Source organism: Paraburkholderia sp. GAS348 (genome assembly GCF_050434205.1).
Lineage (GTDB): Bacteria > Pseudomonadota > Gammaproteobacteria > Burkholderiales > Burkholderiaceae > Paraburkholderia.
Window position 1 is genome coordinate 95,585 of sequence record NZ_JBNPVT010000020.1, and the last position, 19,567, is coordinate 115,151.

Sequence of the window (19,567 nt, forward strand, 5' to 3'; positions counted from 1 at the left end):
TCCTGCGCGCAGACTTGAACCACTGCTTCAGGAGAACCACTTCTGATGAATGATGACGCTCGCAAAAAACGCGGCGGCGACGACAAACATCACGATACCGATTCGCCGATTGCCCGCGCGAATCTGCTCGGGTGTACGTCTTTCTTGAGGATTGCGCGTCATGCTCGACTTTCTGAATACTTTCGTGACTACAGGGTGCCGCCACTGCTTCGCTCGCTGCCGGGATCCGGCGGGGACATGCCGCCCGCCGCCAGAACCGGCAACCGCCCAGAACGACGATTACTCGACGGTCGGCGGGTTTTCGAACGTGTGGAACGGAGCCGGGCTCGGTACGGTCCATTCGAGGCCCGTTGCGCCGTCCCACGGCTTGTCGCCCGCTTCTTCGTGCTCGCCACCGCCACGATAGGCCGGCAGTGCAACCGCGAACAGGAAGTAGACCTGTGCCAGACCGAAGCCGAATGCACCGATCGAGATCACCTGGTTCCAGTCCGTGAACTGTGCCGGGTAATCAGCATAACGACGCGGCATACCTGCGAGACCGACAAAGTGCATCGGCAGGAAGGCGAGGTTGAAGAAGAACATCGACGCCCAGAAGTGGATCTTGCCGCGCGTTTCGTTGTACATCCAGCCGGTCCACTTCGGCGACCAGTAGTACCACCCGGAGAACAGCGCGAATAGCGAACCCGCAACCAGCACGTAGTGGAAGTGGGCCACCACGAAATAAGTACCGTGATACTGGATGTCGAGCGGCGCCATAGCGAGCATCAGGCCCGACAGACCGCCGAACGTGAACACCAGCAGGAAGCCGACCGCGAACAGCATAGGCGTTTCGAAGGACAGCGAACCGCGCCACATCGTCGCGACCCAGTTGAACACCTTCACACCCGTCGGCACGGCGATCAGCATCGTCGCGTACATGAAGAACAGCTGGCCCGTCACCGGCATGCCGGTTGCGAACATGTGGTGCGCCCAGACCATGAACGACAGAATCGCGATTGACGAGGTTGCATACACCATCGAGCTATAGCCGAACAGCGGCTTGCGCGAGAACGCCGGGATCACCTGCGACACGATCCCGAACGCCGGCAAGATCATGATGTACACCTCGGGGTGCCCGAAGAACCAGAAAATATGCTGGTACATGACCGGGTCGCCGCCGCCTGCCGCGTTAAAGAACGACGTGCCGAAGTGGCGATCGAACAGCACCATGGTAATCGCGCCCGCCAGAACCGGCATCACGGCAATCAGCAGGTACGCGGTGATCAGCCACGTCCATACGAACATCGGCATCTTCATCAGTGTGAGGCCAGGTGCACGCATGTTCAGGATCGTCACGACGATGTTGATCCCGCCCATGATCGACGACGCACCCATCAAGTGGACCGCGAAAATCGCGAAGTCCATGCCCGGGCCCATCTGCGTCGACAACGGCGCGTACAGCGTCCAGCCCGCGGCGGTCGCGCCGCCCGGTGCGAAGAACGAGCCGACCAGCAACACCGCAGCCACCGGCAGCAGCCAGAAGCTGAAGTTGTTCATCCGCGCAAAAGCCATGTCCGATGCACCGATCTGCAGCGGCACCATCCAGTTCGCGAAGCCGACGAAAGCCGGCATGATCGCGCCGAACACCATGATCAGGCCGTGCATGGTGGTCAACTGGTTGAAGAACTCGGGGCGCATGATCTGCAGACCCGGCTCGAACAGTTCGGCACGGATCATCAGCGCCATCACGCCCCCGGAGAGGAACATGATGAACGAGAAGATCAGGTACAGCGTACCGATGTCCTTGTGATTGGTTGCGAACAGCCAACGACGCCAGCCGTGCGGCGTTTCGTGGGCATGGTCGCCGTGCACGTGCTCGTGGCCCGCGACTACATCGTGTCCGATGCTAGACATGACAATCTCCTAATGCGAATTCTGCGGTGCTGACCATGAACACGTCAGGCGGCCGGGCTGATCTGAACACGCCGGGCCTCTTTCGCGTCGGTGCCGCCCGTGATCGTTTCCGGCTTCTTCAAAATGATGTGGTCTTCGGCAATGCCGGCTGCTTTCAGTGCGTCGCGCACCGCTTCGGCACGGGTCTTCGCGAGCTTCGCGTTGACTTCGGCAGAACCGGTGGCGTCGGTGAAGCCCGACAGCGTGAACTTGGCGTCCGGGTGCGCTTTCGCGTAGGCCGCGGCCGCGTCGACCGCCGCTTTCGCGTCGGCCGGCAATGTGCTCTTGCCGATGTCGAAGTAGATGCTAGCCGGGAGGGCTGCTTGCGATGCTGCCGCACTGTCCGAACCGGCCGCAGCCGCTTCAGCGCCCGAGGCAGCCGCTGCGCCCGAAGCTGCTTCCGCGCCGCTAGCAGCCGCGCCTGCGTCGGCCAGATGGTTGCCGCCTTCCGGCAGCTTGCCGTTACGGGCGTCCAGAATCTGCTTCGGCTGGAGAATGTCGCCGGTGTGATTGCCCCAAGAGTTACGTTCGTACGTGATGACCGAAGCGATTTCAACGTCGTTCAGCGTCGGCGCCCACGAAGGCATCGCGTTCTTGCCCTTCAGCACCAGACTCACATGTTCTGCGATCGGACCGTTGGCGATCTTGCTGCCGTCCAGCGCCGGGAATGCGCCTGCGCCCTTGCCGGTCGGCTGGTGGCAGACCGCGCAGTTCGATGCGTACACCTTGCCGCCGCGCTCCATCAACTCGGCCATGGTGTAGGTCTTGTTCGGATCGTCCTGGCCGGCGGCCATTTTCTGCTTCTGCACATCGACCCACTTCGCGTAGTCGTCTGCCGACAGCACTTCGACCACCACCGGCATGAACGCGTGTTCCTTGCCGCACAGTTCGGTACAGAAGCCGCGGAACGTGCCCGTCTTGTCAGCCTTGAACCACGTGTCGCGCACGAAACCCGGAATCGCATCCTGCTTCACGCCGAAAGCCGGCACGTACCAGGAGTGGACCACGTCGTTCGCGGTAGTGATGATGCGGATTTTCTTGTCGACCGGGACGACGAGCGGATTGTCGACTTCCTGCAGATACGTGGTGGAAATCGGCTGACGGCCATCGGTTTCCGCACGCGGCGTGGCCAGCGTGGACAGGAAGCTGATGCCCTCACCCGGACCCTTCACGTAGTCGTAGCCCCACTTCCACTGGTAGCCGGTGACCTTGATGGTGACGTCGGCATTCGTGGTGTCCTTCATCGCGACGACGGTCTTGGTGGCGGGGAGCGCCATCAGCACGACGATGACGAACGGCACGATCGTCCAGATGATTTCGACGGTAGTGCTTTCGTGGAAATGGGAAGCCTTGTGGCCTTTCGATTTGCGGTGCGCAAACATCGAATAGAACATCACTGCGAACACGCCGATGAAGATCACCGTGCACAGGATCAGCATGAACGTGTGGAGGCTGTAGAGCTCCTCAGCGATTTTCGTCGCTGGCGGCTGGAGATTGATCTCGTTGACGGCAGGGCCGCCCGGAACATCGCCCACTGCCAGGGCCGCGCCGGCGAAAAGCAGTCCGCTCATCGCCAGCACGCCCATGAGGGCTCGCTTGATTGTTTTCATAGCTTCCTTACCCAAAATTTCCATTCAAACCCTCGACCCCGCTGGCAGGCTGTCTCGCGCTCCCCGGGAACGCCGCACGTCTCAACACGTCTAACACCGCGTGAGCCACATACGCAGTTCGCCTGCGAACTGCGCGCGCCGATATTGCGCGAGATGTTGCCCGATCATGATCGTCTGGCCGCGCGAGACCAGTTTGATCTGGTCACGTGGCGTCGCGCCCGGTTCGATCCGCACCCAGCGCGGATTGAATTCAAACTGCGTGAGCCGCTCGGCGCTGACCTGCTCGATCACGAGCCGGTTCTGAAACAGCCGCACGCGCTCGTAATCGACAGCATGACGCGCATATATGGCAAACGCGATGCCAACCGCCAGCAATTCGATACCGGTGAACGGCAACACCAGCCAGGCGCCGACCAGAACCAGCATGAAAGCAATTGCCAACGAGAACAACGCAAGCGATACGTAGAAACATACAAACTGCCGCGGCGAAATCGAACAGTTGCGCTTCATCGTCCAGTCTTTGAGAACCGGTTCTGAATCCGCCAGCAGATCTGATGCTTCCATCGCTGCCTCCTGCCGACCCTCACCAAGCGCCACCTGCGGCCATTGCTCGCGACCGACCGCTAACGGCCCATCAGCGGCCCCTCAATCACCGCCGCGCCACTTCATGTTGCAGCCCTGTGCTTCGGGCCTGTCGCCCCAAATGTGGGAACTCCGGGCGACAAACTGACGCATTATAGGCGCGATCCATAGCATCCACAAGCAAGCCTCAATCGGCTTACAAGCCAGGTGCGACAAGCCTCCGCGCCGTTTTGACACAGCTTTCGCGCGTCTTTTGAAGCGGTAATTTCAGACATAACAGATGTCCTCTTTACCGCTTCCTTGGTTCCTCACCGATTCCTCGACGAACCTCGCCCGATATCCTCGATCCTCACGATCCCATGACCTTCAGCCGTGGTGCGCGGCACGGCTTTCCAGGCGTGGCCGTAGATCACCTCGAAGGTCAGCGCGATCGTGCCGTCGGCGCGCCGACGGGCTTCGAGCGCTCCCAGCAAAGCCTCGTGCAGCCTACGCGCGATGGCATTCGAGGTGGCCTCGCGCTCGAACGGATAGGCACCCCAGCGGCGCACGTCCGCGAGCAGCGACTCGGGCGACTTATACGTAATAGTGAGTGTTTCCTGATCCATCACAGGAATCTCGAAACCACTCTCCACCAGCATATCTCCCAGGTCATGCATGTCGACAAAGTCGATCACATGCTGGCGCGAAGCAACGCCATGCGCGGCCTCGACCTCGGCGTAGGCGCCGCGCAATTCCTTCAGCGAATCCGGACCGAGCGTGCTGAACATCAGCAGGCCGTTCACTTTCAGCACCCGTTGCCACTCAGGAAACACAAGGTCGGGCCGCGAGTGCCAGTGCAGGGCGAGATTGGACCAGATGAATTCGAAGGCGCCGGCCCCGAACGGGAGCGCCGAGAAGTCGGCCTGCGCGAAACGCGGACCGCGGGCGCCGAGCGCCTTGCCGAGCGTGGCCGGCAGAAAGCGCCGCCAGCTCGTGTCGCCGGAATCGTGACGCAGCGCGCGGCTGAGCATGCCGTACGACAGGTCGGTGCCGAACACCGGCGCCTCGGGGAAGCGTTCGCGCAACGCGGGGATGTCTTCGCCCGCGCCGCAACCGGCGTCGAGCACGCTCGCCGGCGTAACCTTGATGTAGTCGAGGCGCTCGCGCATGCGCTGGGCGATTTCGCGCGGCAGGAAGGCGACGTTGCCGAACGTCGCCGCACGGCGGTCGAAAATCTGCCTGAGGCGCCGGGAATCATAGGCCGGACGGCCAGATTGAGACGAAGTTGGGGGCATGGGTGTCGTACTGGCGTAGAGCACGAAGTATACTCGCTCGCTTCCGTCCATTCAGCGTGAAAGGCCTTCGCGGTCGGTCCAATCATGCCATTCCGAAAAAAATCTTCCTTTTCCGGCGGCTCGAACGCGCGTTTTGTACGATTCGCGCGCGGCTTGTATTCGGCATGGCCGCATGTGATGCACGCCGCGCTGCCGAACCTGTGCGCATTGTGCGGCAATTTGTCGCATAAGACGCTGTGTGCCGGTTGCGATGAGACATATTGGAACGAAAGCAGGTTGCGCTGCACGGTGTGCGCGGTCCCGTTGTCCGGAATACGCTTGGCGGGTCACGCGCAATATCGCTGCGCGGATTGCATCGGCGAGCCGCCGCCGTTCGAGGCCACCTTTGCTCTCGCCGATTACCGTCAGCCGCTCGACGCCTTGGCGCTCGGCCTGAAATTCCGCGCCCGGCTGATGCTGGCGCGCGAATTCGCACAACGCCTTGCGCGTCTCGCGGAGGACACCTGGGCAGACGCGGCCGAAAAACCGGATGTACTCGCACCCGTGCCGCTCGCCAACAAACGTCTTACCGAGCGCGGCTACAACCAGGCCTGGCAGATTGCGAGGCCCTTGGCCCGCGCGCTGAATGTGCGCAGCGACGCCACCCTGCTGCATCGCGTGATCCACACCGCGCCGCAATCACGGCTCGACCTGGACGCGCGCCGGTTGAACGTAGGCCGCGCGTTCGAAATCGCCAAACCGGTGCAAGGCCTGCATGTCGGCATCGTCGACGATGTGATGACGACCGGCGCGACGCTCGAAGCGCTGTCACGTAAGCTCAAAGCTGCCGGTGCGCGGCGCGTCACCAACTTCGTCGCGCTGCGTACGCCGAAAAACTAGTCTCTACCTGAAGCCATCATGTTCAATGTCGTTCTCGTCGAACCGGAAATCCCGCCGAACACCGGCAACGTCATCCGCCTGTGCGCCAACACTGGCGCGCGGCTGCATCTGATCGAGCCGCTCGGCTTTCCGCTCGACGACGCCAAGTTGCGCCGCGCCGGCCTCGACTATCACGAGTATGCGCAGATGAATGTGCATGCCGATTGGGGTGCGTTCGTCGCCAAAGAGGCACCCGATCCGGCGCGGATGTTCGCCTTCACCACCCGCGGCTCGGGCCGGTTTCACGAGCATGCGTTTCAATCCGGCGACTGGTTCGTGTTCGGCGCCGAAACGCGCGGCCTGCCTGACACGGTGCTCGATCAATTCGCCAATGAACAACGCGTGCGCCTGCCGATGCGGCCGGGCAACCGCAGCCTGAATCTGTCGAATACGGTCGCCGTGGTCGTGTTCGAAGCGTGGCGTCAGACCGGCTTCGACGGGGGCGCCTGACGGCGTTTCAGCTCGGCTTCGTAGCGCGCGAGCATGGCGTCGTCGAAACAGGCGAACACCACGCGTTCGATCTTCGGGGTGCGCGGCAAAGTTTCGAGCACAGTGCCCACGGCGATCTGCACGGCTTCATTGGCAGGAAAATGGTAGATGCCGCAACTAATCGCGGGAAACGCAATGCTTGTGCAATGCGCCTGATGCGCGACCTCGAGCGAGCGCTGATAGCAGGAGGCAAGCAGATCCGCCTCGCCGCGCGCACCGCCCTGCCAAACCGGGCCGACCGCATGGATCACGTGTTCGGCCGGCAAGCGGTAGCCGCGGGTGATTTTCGCGTCGCCGGTCGCACAGCCGCCCAGCGCCTCGCACTCACGCAGCAATTCCTTGCCGGCCGCGCGGTGAATCGCGCCATCCACGCCACCTCCACCTAACAACGAAGTATTCGCAGCGTTGACAATCACATCCACGACGAGTGTCGTGATGTCGACCACGCGCGCGTCTAGCGTGCAATTGTAGAAACTGAGCATGGGAACCTCGCTGGCCCGAAGCGTCGATAAAACGTGGACAGCGATAGCGGGCAGCCGTTCAGCGCTTTTCGCGCTAAACGGCTGAAAGACAAGACTTATTCTGCTTTCGAATCGCGCCGCAGCAGGGCGCTGACGGCGTCGCGGGGCGCTACACCGTCGAACAGCACGGCGCAGACTGCCTGCGTGATCGGCATCTCGATCGCATGAGCGCGAGCAATCGCCAGCACGGCTTGCGCACAACGCACGCCCTCTGCCACGTGACCAAGGGCACCGAGGATGTCGTCGAGCGTACGGCCCGCGGCGAGTTGCACGCCGACCGTGCGATTGCGCGACAGATCGCCCGTGGCGGTCAGGATCAGATCGCCCAGGCCGGTTAAACCGGTGAACGTCTCCGCCCGTCCGCCGAGCGTCACGCCAAGGCGCGACATCTCCGCCAGGCCACGCGTGATCAGCGCCGCGCGCGCATTGAGACCGAGGCCAAGACCGTCAGCAATGCCTGTGGCAATCGCCAGCACGTTCTTCACCGCGCCGCCCACTTCCACGCCGACGATGTCGTCGCCGGTATAGATGCGCATGGCGCCATGATGGAACGCGGCAACCGTGCGCTCGCGGCATGCTAATGACGTACTCGCGATCGTCAACGCGACCGGCAAGCCCTGCCCGACTTCGCGCGCAAAGCTTGGACCCGACAGCACGCCGTTGCTGCCATGCCCCGGCAGTTCAGCCGCGACCACCTGATGTGGCAACAACTGTGAGTCGGCTTCGAAACCTTTGCACAACCACACCACATGCGCCGGCACTTTGCCCGCGTCGTGCATGGCCCGGAACAGCCCCCGCAGACCGGCGACGGGCGTCGCCACGATGCATAACGCGTCGTCGGCGAGCGCGTGGTCGAGCGCTGCGTTCAGATCGGCTGCGTAGCGAAGGGACGGCGGCAACGCAACGCCCGCCAGATAGCGGGCGTTTTCGTGCGAAGCGGAGAGATCGGCGATGAGCGCGGGTTCTCGCGCCCACAGCACCGTGTCGTGCCGTGCGGCAAGATGTCCGGCGAGGGCTGTGCCCCATGCACCGGCGCCGAGGACAGCGACCTTCATAGCCGGCACCGAACGGACGCGTTAATGCGTGACGCCGTTTTGCGTCGCGCCGTCCTGGCCGCCCATTTGCGCGAGACGTTGCTCGTACAGCGCCTGGAAGTTGATCTCGGCGAGGTGGATCGGCGGGAAGCCTGCGCGGGTGATCGCGTCGGCGATGTTCGAGCGCAGGTACGGGAACAGGATCGTCGGGCAGGCAATGCCGACCAGCGGGTCGATCTGTTCGGCGGGAATGTTGCGGATGTCGAAAATGCCGGCTTGCTTGGCTTCGATCAGGAACGCAACCTTGTCCGACACCTTGGCCGTGACCGTGCCCGTGACGAGGATTTCGAACACAGTGTCGGCGAGGCGCTCGGCCTTCACGTCGACTTCGACTTCGACCGACGGCATTTCCTGCTCGAGAAAGATGCCCGGCGAATTCGGCTGCTCGAGCGACATGTCCTTCAGGTAGATGCGCTGGATATTGAAGAACGGCTGGTTATTCTCGTCGGACATGATTGAGTGATTCCCTGATAGGTATGCATGGCGGCGGCCCATGGCTTCACGGACCGCCAGATCGTTGCGACGCATCGCGTGCCCTGATAGGGCCAGCATGCGCCGACTTGTATTTCACCCGCCCCACTCACGAGCCGGCCGGCGCATAAGGCCGGCGCACAAGTAAGCGCAGCTTCGTTCAGGCAGGTTCGAGCAGAGGCATCAAACCGCCCGCGCGATCGAGCGCGGAAAGGTCATCGTACCCGCCGACATGCGTCTCGCCGATGAACACCTGCGGCACCGTACGGCGACCGGTCCGGGTCATCATTTCTTCACGACGGGCCGGGTCTTTGTCGATCAGTACCTTTTCAACGTGCTCGACGCCGCGCGACTTTAAAAGACGTTCGGCCATCTGGCAATACGGGCACACCTGCGTGCTGTACATGATCACTTTGTTCACTTGACTGCTCCTTGTTTCACAACCGGCATACCGGCCTTCTGCCAGGCGTCGACACCGCCTTCGAGAACATGGACTTCGGCGTATCCGGCATCCTGCACGATACGCGCCGCCTTGTTCGACTGCTGGCCGGTCTGGCACACCAGCAGCACCGGGTTGTTCTTATTCTTCACGAGTTGCGCGACTTTCGCCTGCAACTCGGCAAATTCAAGCTGCCGCGCCGCAGGCAGATGGCCCTTGGCAAAATCAGCGGACGGACGCAGATCGATGACCGTTGCATTGCGCCGGTTGATCAGTTGAGTCGCCTCAGCGGCCGACAGGCCCCCGCGGCCACGCCGGCTGATCGTCGGCCACAGCAGCAATCCACCGGAGATGAGGACGATTGCGATCAGTACAAGGTTTGTGTAATCAGTGAAAAACTTCACGGAAAATCCGCCGAAAAAGAGAGAAATCGAAAAGGGCAATCCGCCCATTATAAAATAACCGTCTGACGCGATGGCGACGCTCCTCTAGAGGACCCTCGCAACGCTTTACCGCTTCCTTACTACCGACCGGCAATCTCATGTACAAACTCGTTCTCATCCGCCACGGCGAATCGACGTGGAACAAGGAAAACCGCTTCACCGGCTGGGTCGACGTCGACCTGACCGAGCAGGGCAATCGCGAAGCGCAGCAAGCCGGCGTGCTGCTGAAGGAATCGGGCTATACGTTCGACATCGCCTATACGTCGGTGCTCAAGCGCGCGATCCGTACCCTGTGGCATGTGCAGGACCAGATGGATCTGATGTATCTGCCGGTCGTGCATTCGTGGCGTCTGAATGAGCGCCACTATGGCGCGCTGTCGGGCCTGAACAAGGCGGAAACCGCAGCCAAATTCGGCGACGAGCAGGTGCTGGTCTGGCGCCGCAGCTACGACACGCCGCCGCCGGCGCTCGATCCGTCGGACGACCGCGCGCCCTACCGCGATCCGCGTTACGCCAAGGTGCCGCGCGAGCAATTGCCGCTCACCGAGTGCCTGAAAGACACCGTGGCGCGCGTTCTGCCCTTGTGGAACGAGTCGATTGCACCGGCCATCAAGTCGGGCCGCAAGGTCGTGATCGCCGCGCACGGCAACTCGATCCGCGCGATGGTGAAGTACCTCGACAACATTTCGGACGACGACATCGTCGGCCTGAATATCCCGAACGGCGTGCCGCTCGTCTATGAACTCGACGAAAATCTGAAGCCGATCAAGCACTACTATCTTGGCGACCAGGACGCGATTGCCAAGGCGCAAGCCGCTGTGGCCCAGCAAGGCAAGGCAGGCTAAGCCCGTTCGAACCGCAGCCCCGCGGTGAAAAATGCAGCAGGGTTGCGGCAAACGGGCCGCGCCGACCAGCAACACACATACCGGTCAGCGCGGCCCGCATCCCCCGAGCGCGCCTTTCTGGCCGCCATCCTACGGTTACCGCACATTACTTCACCACCGCAGCGGCGATCTCACGAACCAGGTCCGGCCCGCGCTGTCGAATCACGATTCCCTGTGCTGCGCCCTGACCGGGCGGGTGTGCAGTTATACTTGTCCGTCCCATCTCTATCGACGCTGCCACGCGCTTCCGACCGCAACAGACTCTATGCGAAAGAACCTGAAAAATATCGGCCTGATTGCCGCGGGCCTTGCTACCGGCGCATTCGCCACCCTGCAACTCTCCGCCTCGGCCCAGCAACCCGCCAGCGCCGCCTCGAGCGCCGTGGCGCCGTTGCCGCTGGACCAGCTCAGGCTCTTTGCCGAAGTCTTCGGGCAAATCAAGCATGAGTACGTCGAACCGGTCGACGATAAAAAGCTTCTCACCGCTGCGATCAAGGGCATGGTGTCGAGCCTCGACCCGCACTCGTCGTATCTCGACAAGACCGATTACGAAGAACTGCAGGAGCAGACCAAGGGTCGCTTCGCGGGTCTCGGCATCGAAATTTCGTCTGAAGACGGCCTGATCAAGGTGATCTCGCCGATTGAAGACACGCCCGCATTCCGCGCCGGCATCCGTCCGGGCGACCTGATCACCCGCATCAACGACAAACCCGTGCGCGGCATGACGCTCGACCAGGCCGTCAAGCAGATGCGCGGCGATCCGGGCACCAAGGTCACGCTGACCATCTTCCGCAAGACCGACGACCGTACGTTCCCGCTCACGGTGACGCGCGCGATCATCAAGGTCCAGTCGGTCAAGATGAAGATCCTCGCACCGGGCTATGCGTATATCCGCATCACCAGCTTCCAGGAACGCACCACGCCTGATCTGGCCGCCAGGCTGCAAGACATCGCCCGTCAACAGCCGAACCTGAAGGGTCTCGTGCTCGATCTGCGCAATAACGGCGGCGGTCTGCTGCAAAGCGCGGTCGGCGTAGCCGGCGCGTTCCTGCCGCCGAATTCGGTGGTGGTGTCCACCAACGGCCAGATTCCGGATTCGAAGCAGGTCTATCGCGATACGTACGATAACTACCGCCTGCAATCGTTCGACAGCGATCCGCTGAAAGACGAAGCGCCGATCTTCAAGACGGTGCCGATGATCGTGCTGACCAACGCCTACTCGGCGTCGGCTTCGGAAATCGTCGCGGGCGCGCTGCAGGATCAGCATCGTGCGCTGATCGTCGGCAAGACTACTTTCGGCAAGGGCTCGGTGCAAACCGTCCGTCCGATGACGGCCGACACGGCCCTGCGTCTGACCACGGCGTACTACTACACGCCGAGCGGCCGTTCGATCCAGAACAAGGGCATCCGTCCTGACACCGCGGTCGATCAATACGCGGAGGGCGATCCGGACGACGCACTGGTCACCCGCGAAGTCGATTACTCGAACCACCTTGCGAACACGCAGGATCCGAACGAGAAGAAGGAAGCGGAACAGCGCGAACAGGAACGCATGGACCAACTGCGTCAGCTCGAAGAGCAGAACGACAAGAAGACGCCGGAACAGCGTCAGAAGGATCGTGAGCGCAAGCCGGTCGAGTTCGGTTCGACCGACGACTTCATGCTGCAACAGGCGCTGAACAAGCTGGAAGGCAAGCCGGTGGTGGAATCGAAGTCGCTGACCGAGCGGCGTCTGGCGCAGAACAAGCCGGCAGCTTCGGCGTCCGCGCCGGTCGCGGTGAAGCCGACGCAACCGGTGCCGGGCGCATCGGTCCCGGCCTCGGCGCCTGCTGCGCAAAGCAACTAAGCAGTAAATTCAACGTGTCTTCGCAGCCGAACCTGCTGCGAAGACACGTCGCAGTGCACCTTGCTATACCCAGCACCAGCATGAACACCCGCTCCCCGCGCGATTAAAATAACGAAACCGCGCACGGCAGGCCACTGGTCCTGCATTTCATTGCGCGACACTCCACGCGCCCCGCCATGAACGACGATCAACTCCTCCGCTATTCCCGCCATATCCTCGTCGACGAAATCGGCATCGAGGCGCAGCAGCGCTTTATCGACGCGCACGCGATCATCGTCGGCGCGGGTGGGCTGGGGTCGCCTGCAGCGATGTATCTGGCGGCGGCAGGCGTCGGCCGCTTGACGCTGGTCGATGCCGACACGGTCGACCTGACCAATCTGCAGCGGCAGATTCTGCACGTGAGCGCGTCGGTCGGGCGCAAGAAGGTGGAGTCCGGGCGCGACGCGATCGCCCAGATCAATCCCGAAGTAATAGTGAACGCAGTAGGCGAACGCGTCGACGATGCATGGCTCGATCGCGAGGTGCCGCACGCCACCGTCGTGCTCGATTGCACCGATAACTTCGCCACGCGCCACGCGATCAACCGGGCGTGCGTGAATCATGGCGTGCCGCTGGTGTCGGGGGCGGCATTGCGCTTTGACGGCCAGATCAGCACCTTTGATTTCCGCGACGCCGCGTCGCCCTGCTACGCGTGCGTGTTCCCGGAGGATCAACCGTTCGAGGAAGTCGCGTGCTCGACCATGGGCGTGTTCGCGCCCACGGTCGGCATCATCGGTTCGATGCAAGCCGCTGAAGCGCTAAAAGTGATCGGCGAGATCGGCACGCTGCTGGTGGGCCGCCTCACGATGCTCGATTCGCTTCGAATGGAATGGAACACGATGCGCATTGCGCGCCAGCCGGACTGTCCGGTATGCGGGGAACGGCATCAGGCCTGAGCCCAAGCAGGACGCCGAATAAATAACGCCGCACACTGTGCGGCGTTTTCCGTTTGAACCTAACCGGCTCTCAGTTTCAAGCCAGCACCACACGCTTGAGCGCCGCCTGTACTTCTTCCGGTTCGAACGAAGCCAGCACGTCGGCCACCGGCTTCTCGAGCGTCTTCAGATGCGAGCGCAGCACTTCCTGCTTGACCACCAGCAACTGGCTCGGATGCATCGAAAACTCGGTGAGGCCCATGCCGAGCAACAGACGCGTCAACGCCGGATCGCCCGCCATCTCGCCGCACACCGACACCGGCACACCCGCCCGCTTCGCCTCGCGCAGCGTGAAGGCGATCAGGTGCAGCACCGCCGGATGCAACGGGTCGTACAGATGCGCGACCGAGTTATCCGCGCGATCGATCGCCAGCGTGTACTGGATCAGATCGTTCGTGCCGATCGACAGGAAATCGAGCCGCTTGAGAAACAGCGGCAACGCAATCGCGGCAGCCGGAATCTCGATCATCGCGCCGACCTGCACGTTCGGATCGTAGGGGATGCCGGCGTCGTCCAGCTGACGTTTGGCTTCGCGAATCAGATCGAGCGTCTGATCGATCTCCTGCGCGTGCGCGAGCATCGGAATCAGAATCTTCACCTTGCCGAACGCCGACGCGCGAAGAATAGCGCGCAGTTGCGTCAGGAACATTTGCGGCTCCGAGAGGCTCCAGCGAATCGCTCTGAGCCCCAAGGCGGGGTTCGGTGCGGTTTCGTAGCCGTCGCCTCCCGCCATCGAATCGAGCGGCTTGTCGGCGCCGACGTCGATCGTACGGATCGTCACCGGCAAGCCATTCATCAACTCGACCGCGCGACGGTAGGCAGCAAACTGCTCTTCCTCTTCCGGCAACTGGTGCTTGTGATTCATGAACAGGAACTCGGTGCGGAACAGGCCCACACCGGCCGCACCCGAATCGACCGCGGCGCGCGCGTCCTCCGGCAATTCGATGTTCGCGCACAGCTCGATGCGCGTGCCGCAGAGTGTTTGCGTCGGCGAAAACTTGAGCCGTTGCAGCTTGCGCTGCTCCAACTCTTTTTCGCTCTGGCGGTATGAATACTCTTCCAGCACGATCGGCGCAGGATCGACGATCACAATGCCGTGATCGCCGTCGACAATGATCAGATCGTCCTGGCGAATCAGCTGGCTCGCATGCTGCACGCCGACCGCGGCCGGAATGCCGAGGCTGCGCGCGACAATCGCCGTATGTGAAGTCCGTCCGCCGAGATCGGTGACGAACCCCTGAAACGTTTGCGTCTTGAACTGCATCATGTCGGCCGGCGCGATGTCATGCGCGACCACGATCATCTCGTCGCAGGTACCGTGCACACCGTCCACCAGCGCCACTGACGCGCCGGCGAGCGCCTTCAGCACGCGCTCCACGACCTGTTCGATGTCGGCTTTGCGCTCGCGCAGGTATTCGTCTTCGATATCGTCGAAATGGCGCGACAGGCGCTCGAGTTGTTCGGTCAGCGCCCACTCGACGTTGTAACGGCGCGTGCGGATCAGGTCGATGGTTTCCTGCACGAGCATTGCATCGTTCAGGATCATTGAATGAACGTCGATGAACGCGCCCATTTCGCTCGGCGCATCCACAGCGAGATCGGCGCGCAACGCGTCGAGTTCGTAGTGCACATGTTGCTGGGCCGCGCGAAAGCGCTCGATCTCGCCCTCGATCTGAGCGGGTTCGATCAGATAGTGGTCTACGTCAAGTGCAGCCGGGGCGATCAGATAAGCCCGCCCGATGGCGATACCGCGTGACACGGGAATTCCATGCAGCGTGAAGGACACGCGCACCTCCTCTAGTTGTGTGATGCCGCGGCAAACCGCTGCAATGCTCTCAGACTCTCTTTGTCATTATAAATTCCGCGCTCTTTGCAAGTACGCCGGGGCTGTGTGCAGCGCAGCACGAAATGCCGTAACCGACCACGACAATGCGCCCTCATCCGCCTTGCGTTCCGGCAACGCACCCTTGACGCGCCGCCGGCACGACCGGGTCATGCACCCTCACACCGGTCATGCATCGATTGTCTCGCGCTAAAAAAAATGCCGCGGACAGCCGCGGCATTTCGCTTCAGGCAAGCGGAGCGCGTGAATTCACTGACCTTCGCCGAATTTATCGGCAATCAGTTTCAACAATGCGTCCATTGCTTCTTTTTCGTCGGCGCCTTCCGTTTCGATCAGCACCGTGCTGCCTATACCCGCGGCCAGCATCATCACGCCCATGATGCTCTTGGCATTGATACGGCGGCCATTGCGGCTCATCCAGATTTCCGCCTGGTAGTTGCCCGCGAGTTGCGTCAACTTGGCCGACGCGCGCGCGTGCAGCCCCAGCTTGTTCACAATAGTCGTTTCCTGTTGCAGCATGTGATGGTCCGAAGCGCGGGTAAGTGTTGTGGTGAAAGGTGAAACTGCAAACCAGCTGCAAACGGGCCGCAACCCGATCGCAATCGTCTAAAGCCGTGCGATCCGCTTACAACCCGGTCGAGCCGGCTTTCTGAGTCAGATCGGCCTCGGCCGGCAAGGCGGGCAAACAGTCACTTGAAGCGGCCTCGGGCGGCAAGGCCGGCAAACAGCTGCTGGCCTCTGCGGGAGGCGCAACCGGCGCCGCCGCGGCGGGCCCGATTGCATGCACGCCCTTGGTGGCCCCGGCGAGCGCTTTGTCGACCAGCGTGTCGAGCGGCGTCGCGCGATAACAGACCGCCCGCACCAGCATCGGCAGATTGACGCCGCACAGCACCCGGACGTTCGGCAGCGAAGCTAGCCGCCCGGCAATATTCGCCGGCGTGGCGCCGAAGATATCGGTGAGCACGAGTGCGCCGTTTTCTTCCTTGAGCCGCTCGATTTCCGAGTGCGCGAACGCGACCTGCTGTGCGGGATCGCAATCCGGCGATACGTCGATCACGCCGATGCGGGCCGGCAAGCCACCGTAGATGTGCGAAACACAATCGCGCAACGCGGTGGCGAACGGAGCGTGCGCAATAATCAGAATGCCTGCCATGTCAGCCTTACTGCAAAAGAACGGCCCCGAACCGTGGACCGGGACGAAGCCCGGTTCGTAAGCGCCCTCGACCGGCCGTGGGTCGTGAGGGCCGGAACGCATCATCTGACGAGCGGCCCGCGGCGCCTGCTGTCGCGACGGCACCGACGGAAAACCGCTCGTTTACAGTCCGCAATCCATGCCTGCAGCGTCTGGCAGACGCCATCGATTCGGCTTGGCGCGGAAGAGCGGGCATTGTATCAGGCCCATTTTCGCGCCAAAGCCGGTGTTTCGCTTGATGCAGATTTACTACACAGTTTGGGTGGCATGGCAGCCATTCAAGGGTTTCGACTCAAGCTGCCGCGCGCTCCAGTGCGTCGATGAACATGGCGGCGACGTCGAAGCCGGTCTGATCCATGATCTCGCGGAAACATGTCGGGCTCGTCACGTTCACCTCGGTGAGCCAGTCGCCGATCGCGTCCAGCCCGACCAGCAGCAGACCGCGCGCGGCAAGCACCGGCGCGAGCGAGTCGGCGATCTTGCGGTCATGCTCCGTGAGCGGACGTGCCACGCCGAGACCGCCGGCCGCCAGATTGCCGCGCACTTCATTTCCCTGAGGAATCCGTGCGAGCGAAAACGGCACCGCTTCGCCGCCGATCAGGAGAATGCGCTTGTCGCCTTCCTTGATCTCGGGGATGAACTTTTGCGCCATCACCGAGCGCGCGCCGTCGTGGCTCAGCATCTCGATGATCGAGCCGAGATTCATGCCGTCGGCCTTTACGCGGAACACACCCATGCCGCCCATGCCGTCGAGGGGCTTCAGGATCACGTCGCCGTGCTCTTCGTGGAAAGTGCGCAACCGGGCGGTGTCGCGCGTCACCAAAGTCGGCGCCACGAACTGCGCGAACTCGCCGATCGCCAGCTTTTCCGAATGATCGCGAATCGCCTGCGGCTTGTTGAAGATGCGCGCGCCGCCGCGCTCGGCCATTTCCAGCAGCCACGTCGACGTCACGTATTCCATATCGAACGGCGGGTCTTTACGCATGACAACCGCGCTGAAGCGTTTCAGCGAACGTGGCGTGGCGGCTTCAGCGGTGTACCAGGTGTCGCGATGCAGGTCCGTCACGTCGCCGACGATCGCGAAGCGCTGCACGTTCGCCTCGACGTCGCCACCCGTCCACGCCAGATGCTTCGGCTCGCACGTGTAGAGCGTATGGCCGCGGCGCGCGGCTTCGGCCATCATCGCGTAAGTCGAGTCTTTGTAGATCTTGAACTGCGTAAGCGGATCGGCGATAAAAAGAATGTCCATGGGGATTCCGGTGCGCCCTTAGGGCTTGGCATTGATCGTCAATATAGTCGCTGAAAATAGCGATGGCGGCATGCAAGCCGCCATCGTCCAACTAGCGAGGCTTAAACCTGAATCGCTTCCGGATCGGTCTTTTCCAGTTCGACCGAGGCGGCCAGCAACCCGAGCCGGGCCACCACGCCGTACATATAGAAGCGGTTCGGCACCGCCGCGCCAGGCTTGGCGTGCGCATCCGGCAGCGCCGTATGCTCGAAGCCGAGCGGCACGAAGTGCATGCCGGGCGCGTTCAGATTCTGATCGCGCTCGCGGCTGCCGTGCACGCGGTAGAAGCCGCCCACCACGTAACGGTCGATCATGTACACGACCGGCTCGGCGACTTCTTCACCGATCCGCTCGAAGGTGTACACGCCTTCCTGCACGATCACGTCATGCACTTCGAGACCGTCTTTGGTGGCGGCCATCTTGGCGCGTTCGCGCTTGGTGAGCGCGGCCACTTCCGAGGCGTCGTGCACGGTCATCACACCCATGCCATAGGTGCCGGCATCCGACTTGATGACGACATACGGTCTCTCGGAGATGCCGTACTCGCGATACTTCTTGGCGATCTTCTTCAGTACGCCGTCGATTGCGTCTGTCAGCGCTTCTTCACCGGTGCGCTCCTGGAAATCGACCCCTTCGACATGCGCGAAATACGGATTGATCATCCACGGATCGATCTCGACCATCTTCGCGAACTTCTTCGCGACGTCGTCATAACAGGAGAAGTGTGTCGATTTGCGGCGAACAGCCCAGCCGGCATGCAGCGGCGGCAGCAGGTACTGCTCGTGCAGATTTTCCAGCACGGGCGGAATGCCGCCTGACAGATCATTGTTCAGCAGAATCGAGCACGGATCGAAGTTCTTCAAACCGAGGCGCCGCGGCGTGCGCTCGAGCGGTTCGAGCACAAGCTTCTGCCCGTCGGACAATGCAATCGTGACCGGCCCGACGATGCTTTCGTCGAGCGTGCCGAACCGCACGTTCAAGCCGGCCTGACGCATGATCGCAGCCAGACGGGCGACATTCTCCAGATAAAACGCGTTGCGCGTATGGCGCTCGGGGATCACCAGCAGATTTTTCGCGTCGGGGCAAATCTTTTCGATCGATGCCATCGCGGCCTGCACGGCGAGCGGCAACACTTCCTGCGGCAGATTGTTGAATGCGCCGGGAAACAGATTGGTATCGACCGGCGCGAGCTTAAAACCCGCGTTCCGCAGATCGACTGAACAATAGAACGGCGGTGTGTGCTCCTGCCATTCGAGCCGGAACCAGCGTTCGATGGCGGGCGTAGCGTCGAGGATCTTCCGCTCGAGATCGAGCAGCGGGCCGTTTAACGCCGTAACTAGGTGCGGAACCATTGATCACTCGCAGACTGGAGAAAAAAGATTGTAGAGCAAACGCTTTGTCCATTTGGGGACGGTTTCTCCATTCGCAAGCCGATGCGAATGCATTCTCGCTATCGCCATGATAGGCGCGGAAAACTCCTGCTCACAAGATACGCGGCAAGAAAAAAGCCCGCCATAAAGGCGGGCCAAAGTCGCTGCGCTTGATTCTGATCCGCAAGCCCTGGAGCTTGCGGTTGAGGGACGGCGCTTATTCGACGTGTTCGCCGTGCAGGCTCACGTCCAGGCCTTCGCGCTCCTGTTCTTCCGTCACACGGATGCCCATCACCATGTCGATCACCTTCAGCAGGACGAAGCTGACCACACCGCTGTAGATCAGCGTCGTCAGCACGCCCTTGGCTTGCAGGATGACACTGCCGTCCGCGCCGCC

Annotated in this window: 20 protein-coding genes and 1 pseudogene; 5 read left to right on the forward strand and 16 right to left on the reverse strand. The window is 62.1% G+C overall.

The features are described 5' to 3' along the window. Positions 1-27: 27 nt before the first annotated feature. From P3T22_RS26205 to P3T22_RS26225, 5 genes are all read right to left on the reverse strand, one after another. Positions 28-162: a cytochrome oxidase small assembly protein gene (locus tag P3T22_RS26205; RefSeq protein WP_236720879.1), complete on the reverse strand. Its 135-nt coding sequence runs from the start codon at positions 160-162 to the stop codon at positions 28-30. Between the two features lie 117 nt (positions 163-279). Further along, positions 280-1,893 (reverse strand): cytochrome c oxidase subunit I, encoded by a 1,614-nt coding sequence (ctaD, locus tag P3T22_RS26210; RefSeq protein WP_063494652.1) that lies wholly within the window; start codon positions 1,891-1,893, stop codon positions 280-282. A gap of 44 nt (positions 1,894-1,937) precedes the next feature. Continuing rightward, entirely contained in the window at positions 1,938-3,566 is a 1,629-nt protein-coding gene (gene coxB, locus P3T22_RS26215) for a cytochrome c oxidase subunit II (protein WP_429326546.1), read from the reverse strand. Positions 3,567-3,632: 66 nt separating this feature from the next. Beyond that, positions 3,633-4,106 (reverse strand): DUF2244 domain-containing protein, encoded by a 474-nt coding sequence (locus P3T22_RS26220; RefSeq protein ID WP_063494650.1) that lies wholly within the window; start codon positions 4,104-4,106, stop codon positions 3,633-3,635. A 326-nt stretch (positions 4,107-4,432) separates the two neighbouring features. Then, positions 4,433-5,398 carry a methyltransferase domain-containing protein gene (locus P3T22_RS26225; RefSeq protein ID WP_429326547.1) on the reverse strand — a complete coding sequence of 322 codons (966 nt, stop codon included), beginning with the start codon at positions 5,396-5,398 and terminating at the stop codon, positions 4,433-4,435. 84 nt (positions 5,399-5,482) lie between these two features. On the opposite strand from P3T22_RS26225, the gene P3T22_RS26230 reads away from it, so the two are divergent. Then, a complete protein-coding gene (locus P3T22_RS26230) occupies positions 5,483-6,277 on the forward strand; it encodes a ComF family protein (RefSeq protein ID WP_429326548.1) in 795 nt (264 codons plus the stop codon). Positions 6,278-6,295: 18 nt separating this feature from the next. Next, on the forward strand, positions 6,296-6,766 hold the full coding sequence (trmL, locus tag P3T22_RS26235) for a tRNA (uridine(34)/cytosine(34)/5-carboxymethylaminomethyluridine(34)-2'-O)-methyltransferase TrmL (protein WP_063494647.1): 471 nt from the start codon (positions 6,296-6,298) through the stop codon (positions 6,764-6,766). Here trmL and P3T22_RS26240 read toward each other — a convergent pair. The 5 genes from P3T22_RS26240 to P3T22_RS26260 all read right to left on the reverse strand — a co-directional run bounded on the left by P3T22_RS26240 (position 6,739) and on the right by P3T22_RS26260 (position 9,734). Continuing rightward, the gene (locus P3T22_RS26240; RefSeq protein WP_429326549.1) at positions 6,739-7,287 is read right to left on the reverse strand and encodes an O-acetyl-ADP-ribose deacetylase; all 549 of its coding nucleotides are present in this window, start codon (positions 7,285-7,287) and stop codon (positions 6,739-6,741) included. The two genes, trmL and P3T22_RS26240, sit on opposite strands and share 28 nt — an antisense overlap. Positions 7,288-7,382: 95 nt before the next feature. Continuing rightward, on the reverse strand, positions 7,383-8,381 hold the full coding sequence (locus tag P3T22_RS26245) for an NAD(P)H-dependent glycerol-3-phosphate dehydrogenase (RefSeq protein ID WP_063494645.1): 999 nt from the start codon (positions 8,379-8,381) through the stop codon (positions 7,383-7,385). A gap of 21 nt (positions 8,382-8,402) precedes the next feature. Further along, entirely contained in the window at positions 8,403-8,873 is a 471-nt protein-coding gene (gene secB / locus P3T22_RS26250) for a protein-export chaperone SecB (protein WP_063494644.1), read from the reverse strand. Positions 8,874-9,051: 178 nt separating this feature from the next. After that, complete coding sequence (gene grxC / locus P3T22_RS26255; protein WP_054035740.1) at positions 9,052-9,312, reverse strand: glutaredoxin 3; 261 nt, start codon at positions 9,310-9,312, stop codon at positions 9,052-9,054. Then, entirely contained in the window at positions 9,309-9,734 is a 426-nt protein-coding gene (locus P3T22_RS26260) for a rhodanese-like domain-containing protein (protein WP_063497792.1), read from the reverse strand. The genes grxC and P3T22_RS26260 overlap by 4 nt, the downstream gene beginning before the upstream one ends. A gap of 137 nt (positions 9,735-9,871) precedes the next feature. Here P3T22_RS26260 and gpmA point away from each other — a divergent pair, with 137 nt between their 5' ends. The 3 genes from gpmA to P3T22_RS26275 all read left to right on the forward strand — a co-directional run bounded on the left by gpmA (position 9,872) and on the right by P3T22_RS26275 (position 13,438). Next, on the forward strand, positions 9,872-10,618 hold the full coding sequence (gene gpmA, locus P3T22_RS26265) for a 2,3-diphosphoglycerate-dependent phosphoglycerate mutase (RefSeq protein ID WP_063494643.1): 747 nt from the start codon (positions 9,872-9,874) through the stop codon (positions 10,616-10,618). Between the two features lie 304 nt (positions 10,619-10,922). Then, positions 10,923-12,503, forward strand: coding sequence for a S41 family peptidase (locus tag P3T22_RS26270; RefSeq protein ID WP_063494642.1), 1,581 nt, complete (start codon positions 10,923-10,925; stop codon positions 12,501-12,503). 176 nt (positions 12,504-12,679) lie between these two features. Continuing rightward, entirely contained in the window at positions 12,680-13,438 is a 759-nt protein-coding gene (locus tag P3T22_RS26275; protein WP_429326550.1) for a HesA/MoeB/ThiF family protein, read from the forward strand. Positions 13,439-13,514: 76 nt separating this feature from the next. Here the strand turns inward: P3T22_RS26275 and ptsP are convergent, their stop codons facing one another. From ptsP to P3T22_RS26305, 6 genes and pseudogenes are all read right to left on the reverse strand, one after another. Further along, complete coding sequence (gene ptsP / locus P3T22_RS26280; RefSeq protein ID WP_063494640.1) at positions 13,515-15,263, reverse strand: phosphoenolpyruvate--protein phosphotransferase; 1,749 nt, start codon at positions 15,261-15,263, stop codon at positions 13,515-13,517. A gap of 306 nt (positions 15,264-15,569) precedes the next feature. After that, complete coding sequence (locus P3T22_RS26285; protein ID WP_007179472.1) at positions 15,570-15,839, reverse strand: HPr family phosphocarrier protein; 270 nt, start codon at positions 15,837-15,839, stop codon at positions 15,570-15,572. Between the two features lie 106 nt (positions 15,840-15,945). After that, complete coding sequence (locus tag P3T22_RS26290) at positions 15,946-16,473, reverse strand: PTS sugar transporter subunit IIA (protein ID WP_429326551.1); 528 nt, start codon at positions 16,471-16,473, stop codon at positions 15,946-15,948. A gap of 331 nt (positions 16,474-16,804) precedes the next feature. Next, entirely contained in the window at positions 16,805-17,761 is a 957-nt protein-coding gene (gshB, locus tag P3T22_RS26295; RefSeq protein WP_429326552.1) for a glutathione synthase, read from the reverse strand. Between the two features lie 101 nt (positions 17,762-17,862). After that, entirely contained in the window at positions 17,863-19,152 is a 1,290-nt protein-coding gene (gshA, locus tag P3T22_RS26300; RefSeq protein WP_063494638.1) for a glutamate--cysteine ligase, read from the reverse strand. 235 nt (positions 19,153-19,387) lie between these two features. Further along, positions 19,388-19,567: pseudogene (locus P3T22_RS26305) on the reverse strand (ammonia channel protein); the annotation flags it as partial.

What these genes read in the sequence shown, in the direction of transcription:
- gshA (WP_063494638.1), bottom strand. Translation starts at nt 19,152, where the DNA reads ATGGTTCCGCACCTAGTTACGGCGTTAAACGGCCCGCTGCTCGATCTC.
- P3T22_RS26225 (WP_429326547.1), bottom strand. Translation starts at nt 5,398, where the DNA reads ATGCCCCCAACTTCGTCTCAATCTGGCCGTCCGGCCTATGATTCCCGG.
- P3T22_RS26205 (WP_236720879.1), bottom strand. Translation starts at nt 162, where the DNA reads ATGACGCGCAATCCTCAAGAAAGACGTACACCCGAGCAGATTCGCGCG.
- trmL (WP_063494647.1), top strand. Translation starts at nt 6,296, where the DNA reads ATGTTCAATGTCGTTCTCGTCGAACCGGAAATCCCGCCGAACACCGGC.
- ctaD (WP_063494652.1), bottom strand. Translation starts at nt 1,893, where the DNA reads ATGTCTAGCATCGGACACGATGTAGTCGCGGGCCACGAGCACGTGCAC.
- P3T22_RS26275 (WP_429326550.1), top strand. Translation starts at nt 12,680, where the DNA reads ATGAACGACGATCAACTCCTCCGCTATTCCCGCCATATCCTCGTCGAC.
- P3T22_RS26285 (WP_007179472.1), bottom strand. Translation starts at nt 15,839, where the DNA reads ATGCTGCAACAGGAAACGACTATTGTGAACAAGCTGGGGCTGCACGCG.
- secB (WP_063494644.1), bottom strand. Translation starts at nt 8,873, where the DNA reads ATGTCCGACGAGAATAACCAGCCGTTCTTCAATATCCAGCGCATCTAC.
- P3T22_RS26220 (WP_063494650.1), bottom strand. Translation starts at nt 4,106, where the DNA reads ATGGAAGCATCAGATCTGCTGGCGGATTCAGAACCGGTTCTCAAAGAC.
- gpmA (WP_063494643.1), top strand. Translation starts at nt 9,872, where the DNA reads ATGTACAAACTCGTTCTCATCCGCCACGGCGAATCGACGTGGAACAAG.
- P3T22_RS26230 (WP_429326548.1), top strand. Translation starts at nt 5,483, where the DNA reads ATGCCATTCCGAAAAAAATCTTCCTTTTCCGGCGGCTCGAACGCGCGT.
- P3T22_RS26240 (WP_429326549.1), bottom strand. Translation starts at nt 7,287, where the DNA reads ATGCTCAGTTTCTACAATTGCACGCTAGACGCGCGCGTGGTCGACATC.
- gshB (WP_429326552.1), bottom strand. Translation starts at nt 17,761, where the DNA reads ATGGACATTCTTTTTATCGCCGATCCGCTTACGCAGTTCAAGATCTAC.
- P3T22_RS26290 (WP_429326551.1), bottom strand. Translation starts at nt 16,473, where the DNA reads ATGGCAGGCATTCTGATTATTGCGCACGCTCCGTTCGCCACCGCGTTG.
- P3T22_RS26270 (WP_063494642.1), top strand. Translation starts at nt 10,923, where the DNA reads ATGCGAAAGAACCTGAAAAATATCGGCCTGATTGCCGCGGGCCTTGCT.
- P3T22_RS26245 (WP_063494645.1), bottom strand. Translation starts at nt 8,381, where the DNA reads ATGAAGGTCGCTGTCCTCGGCGCCGGTGCATGGGGCACAGCCCTCGCC.
- coxB (WP_429326546.1), bottom strand. Translation starts at nt 3,566, where the DNA reads ATGGAAATTTTGGGTAAGGAAGCTATGAAAACAATCAAGCGAGCCCTC.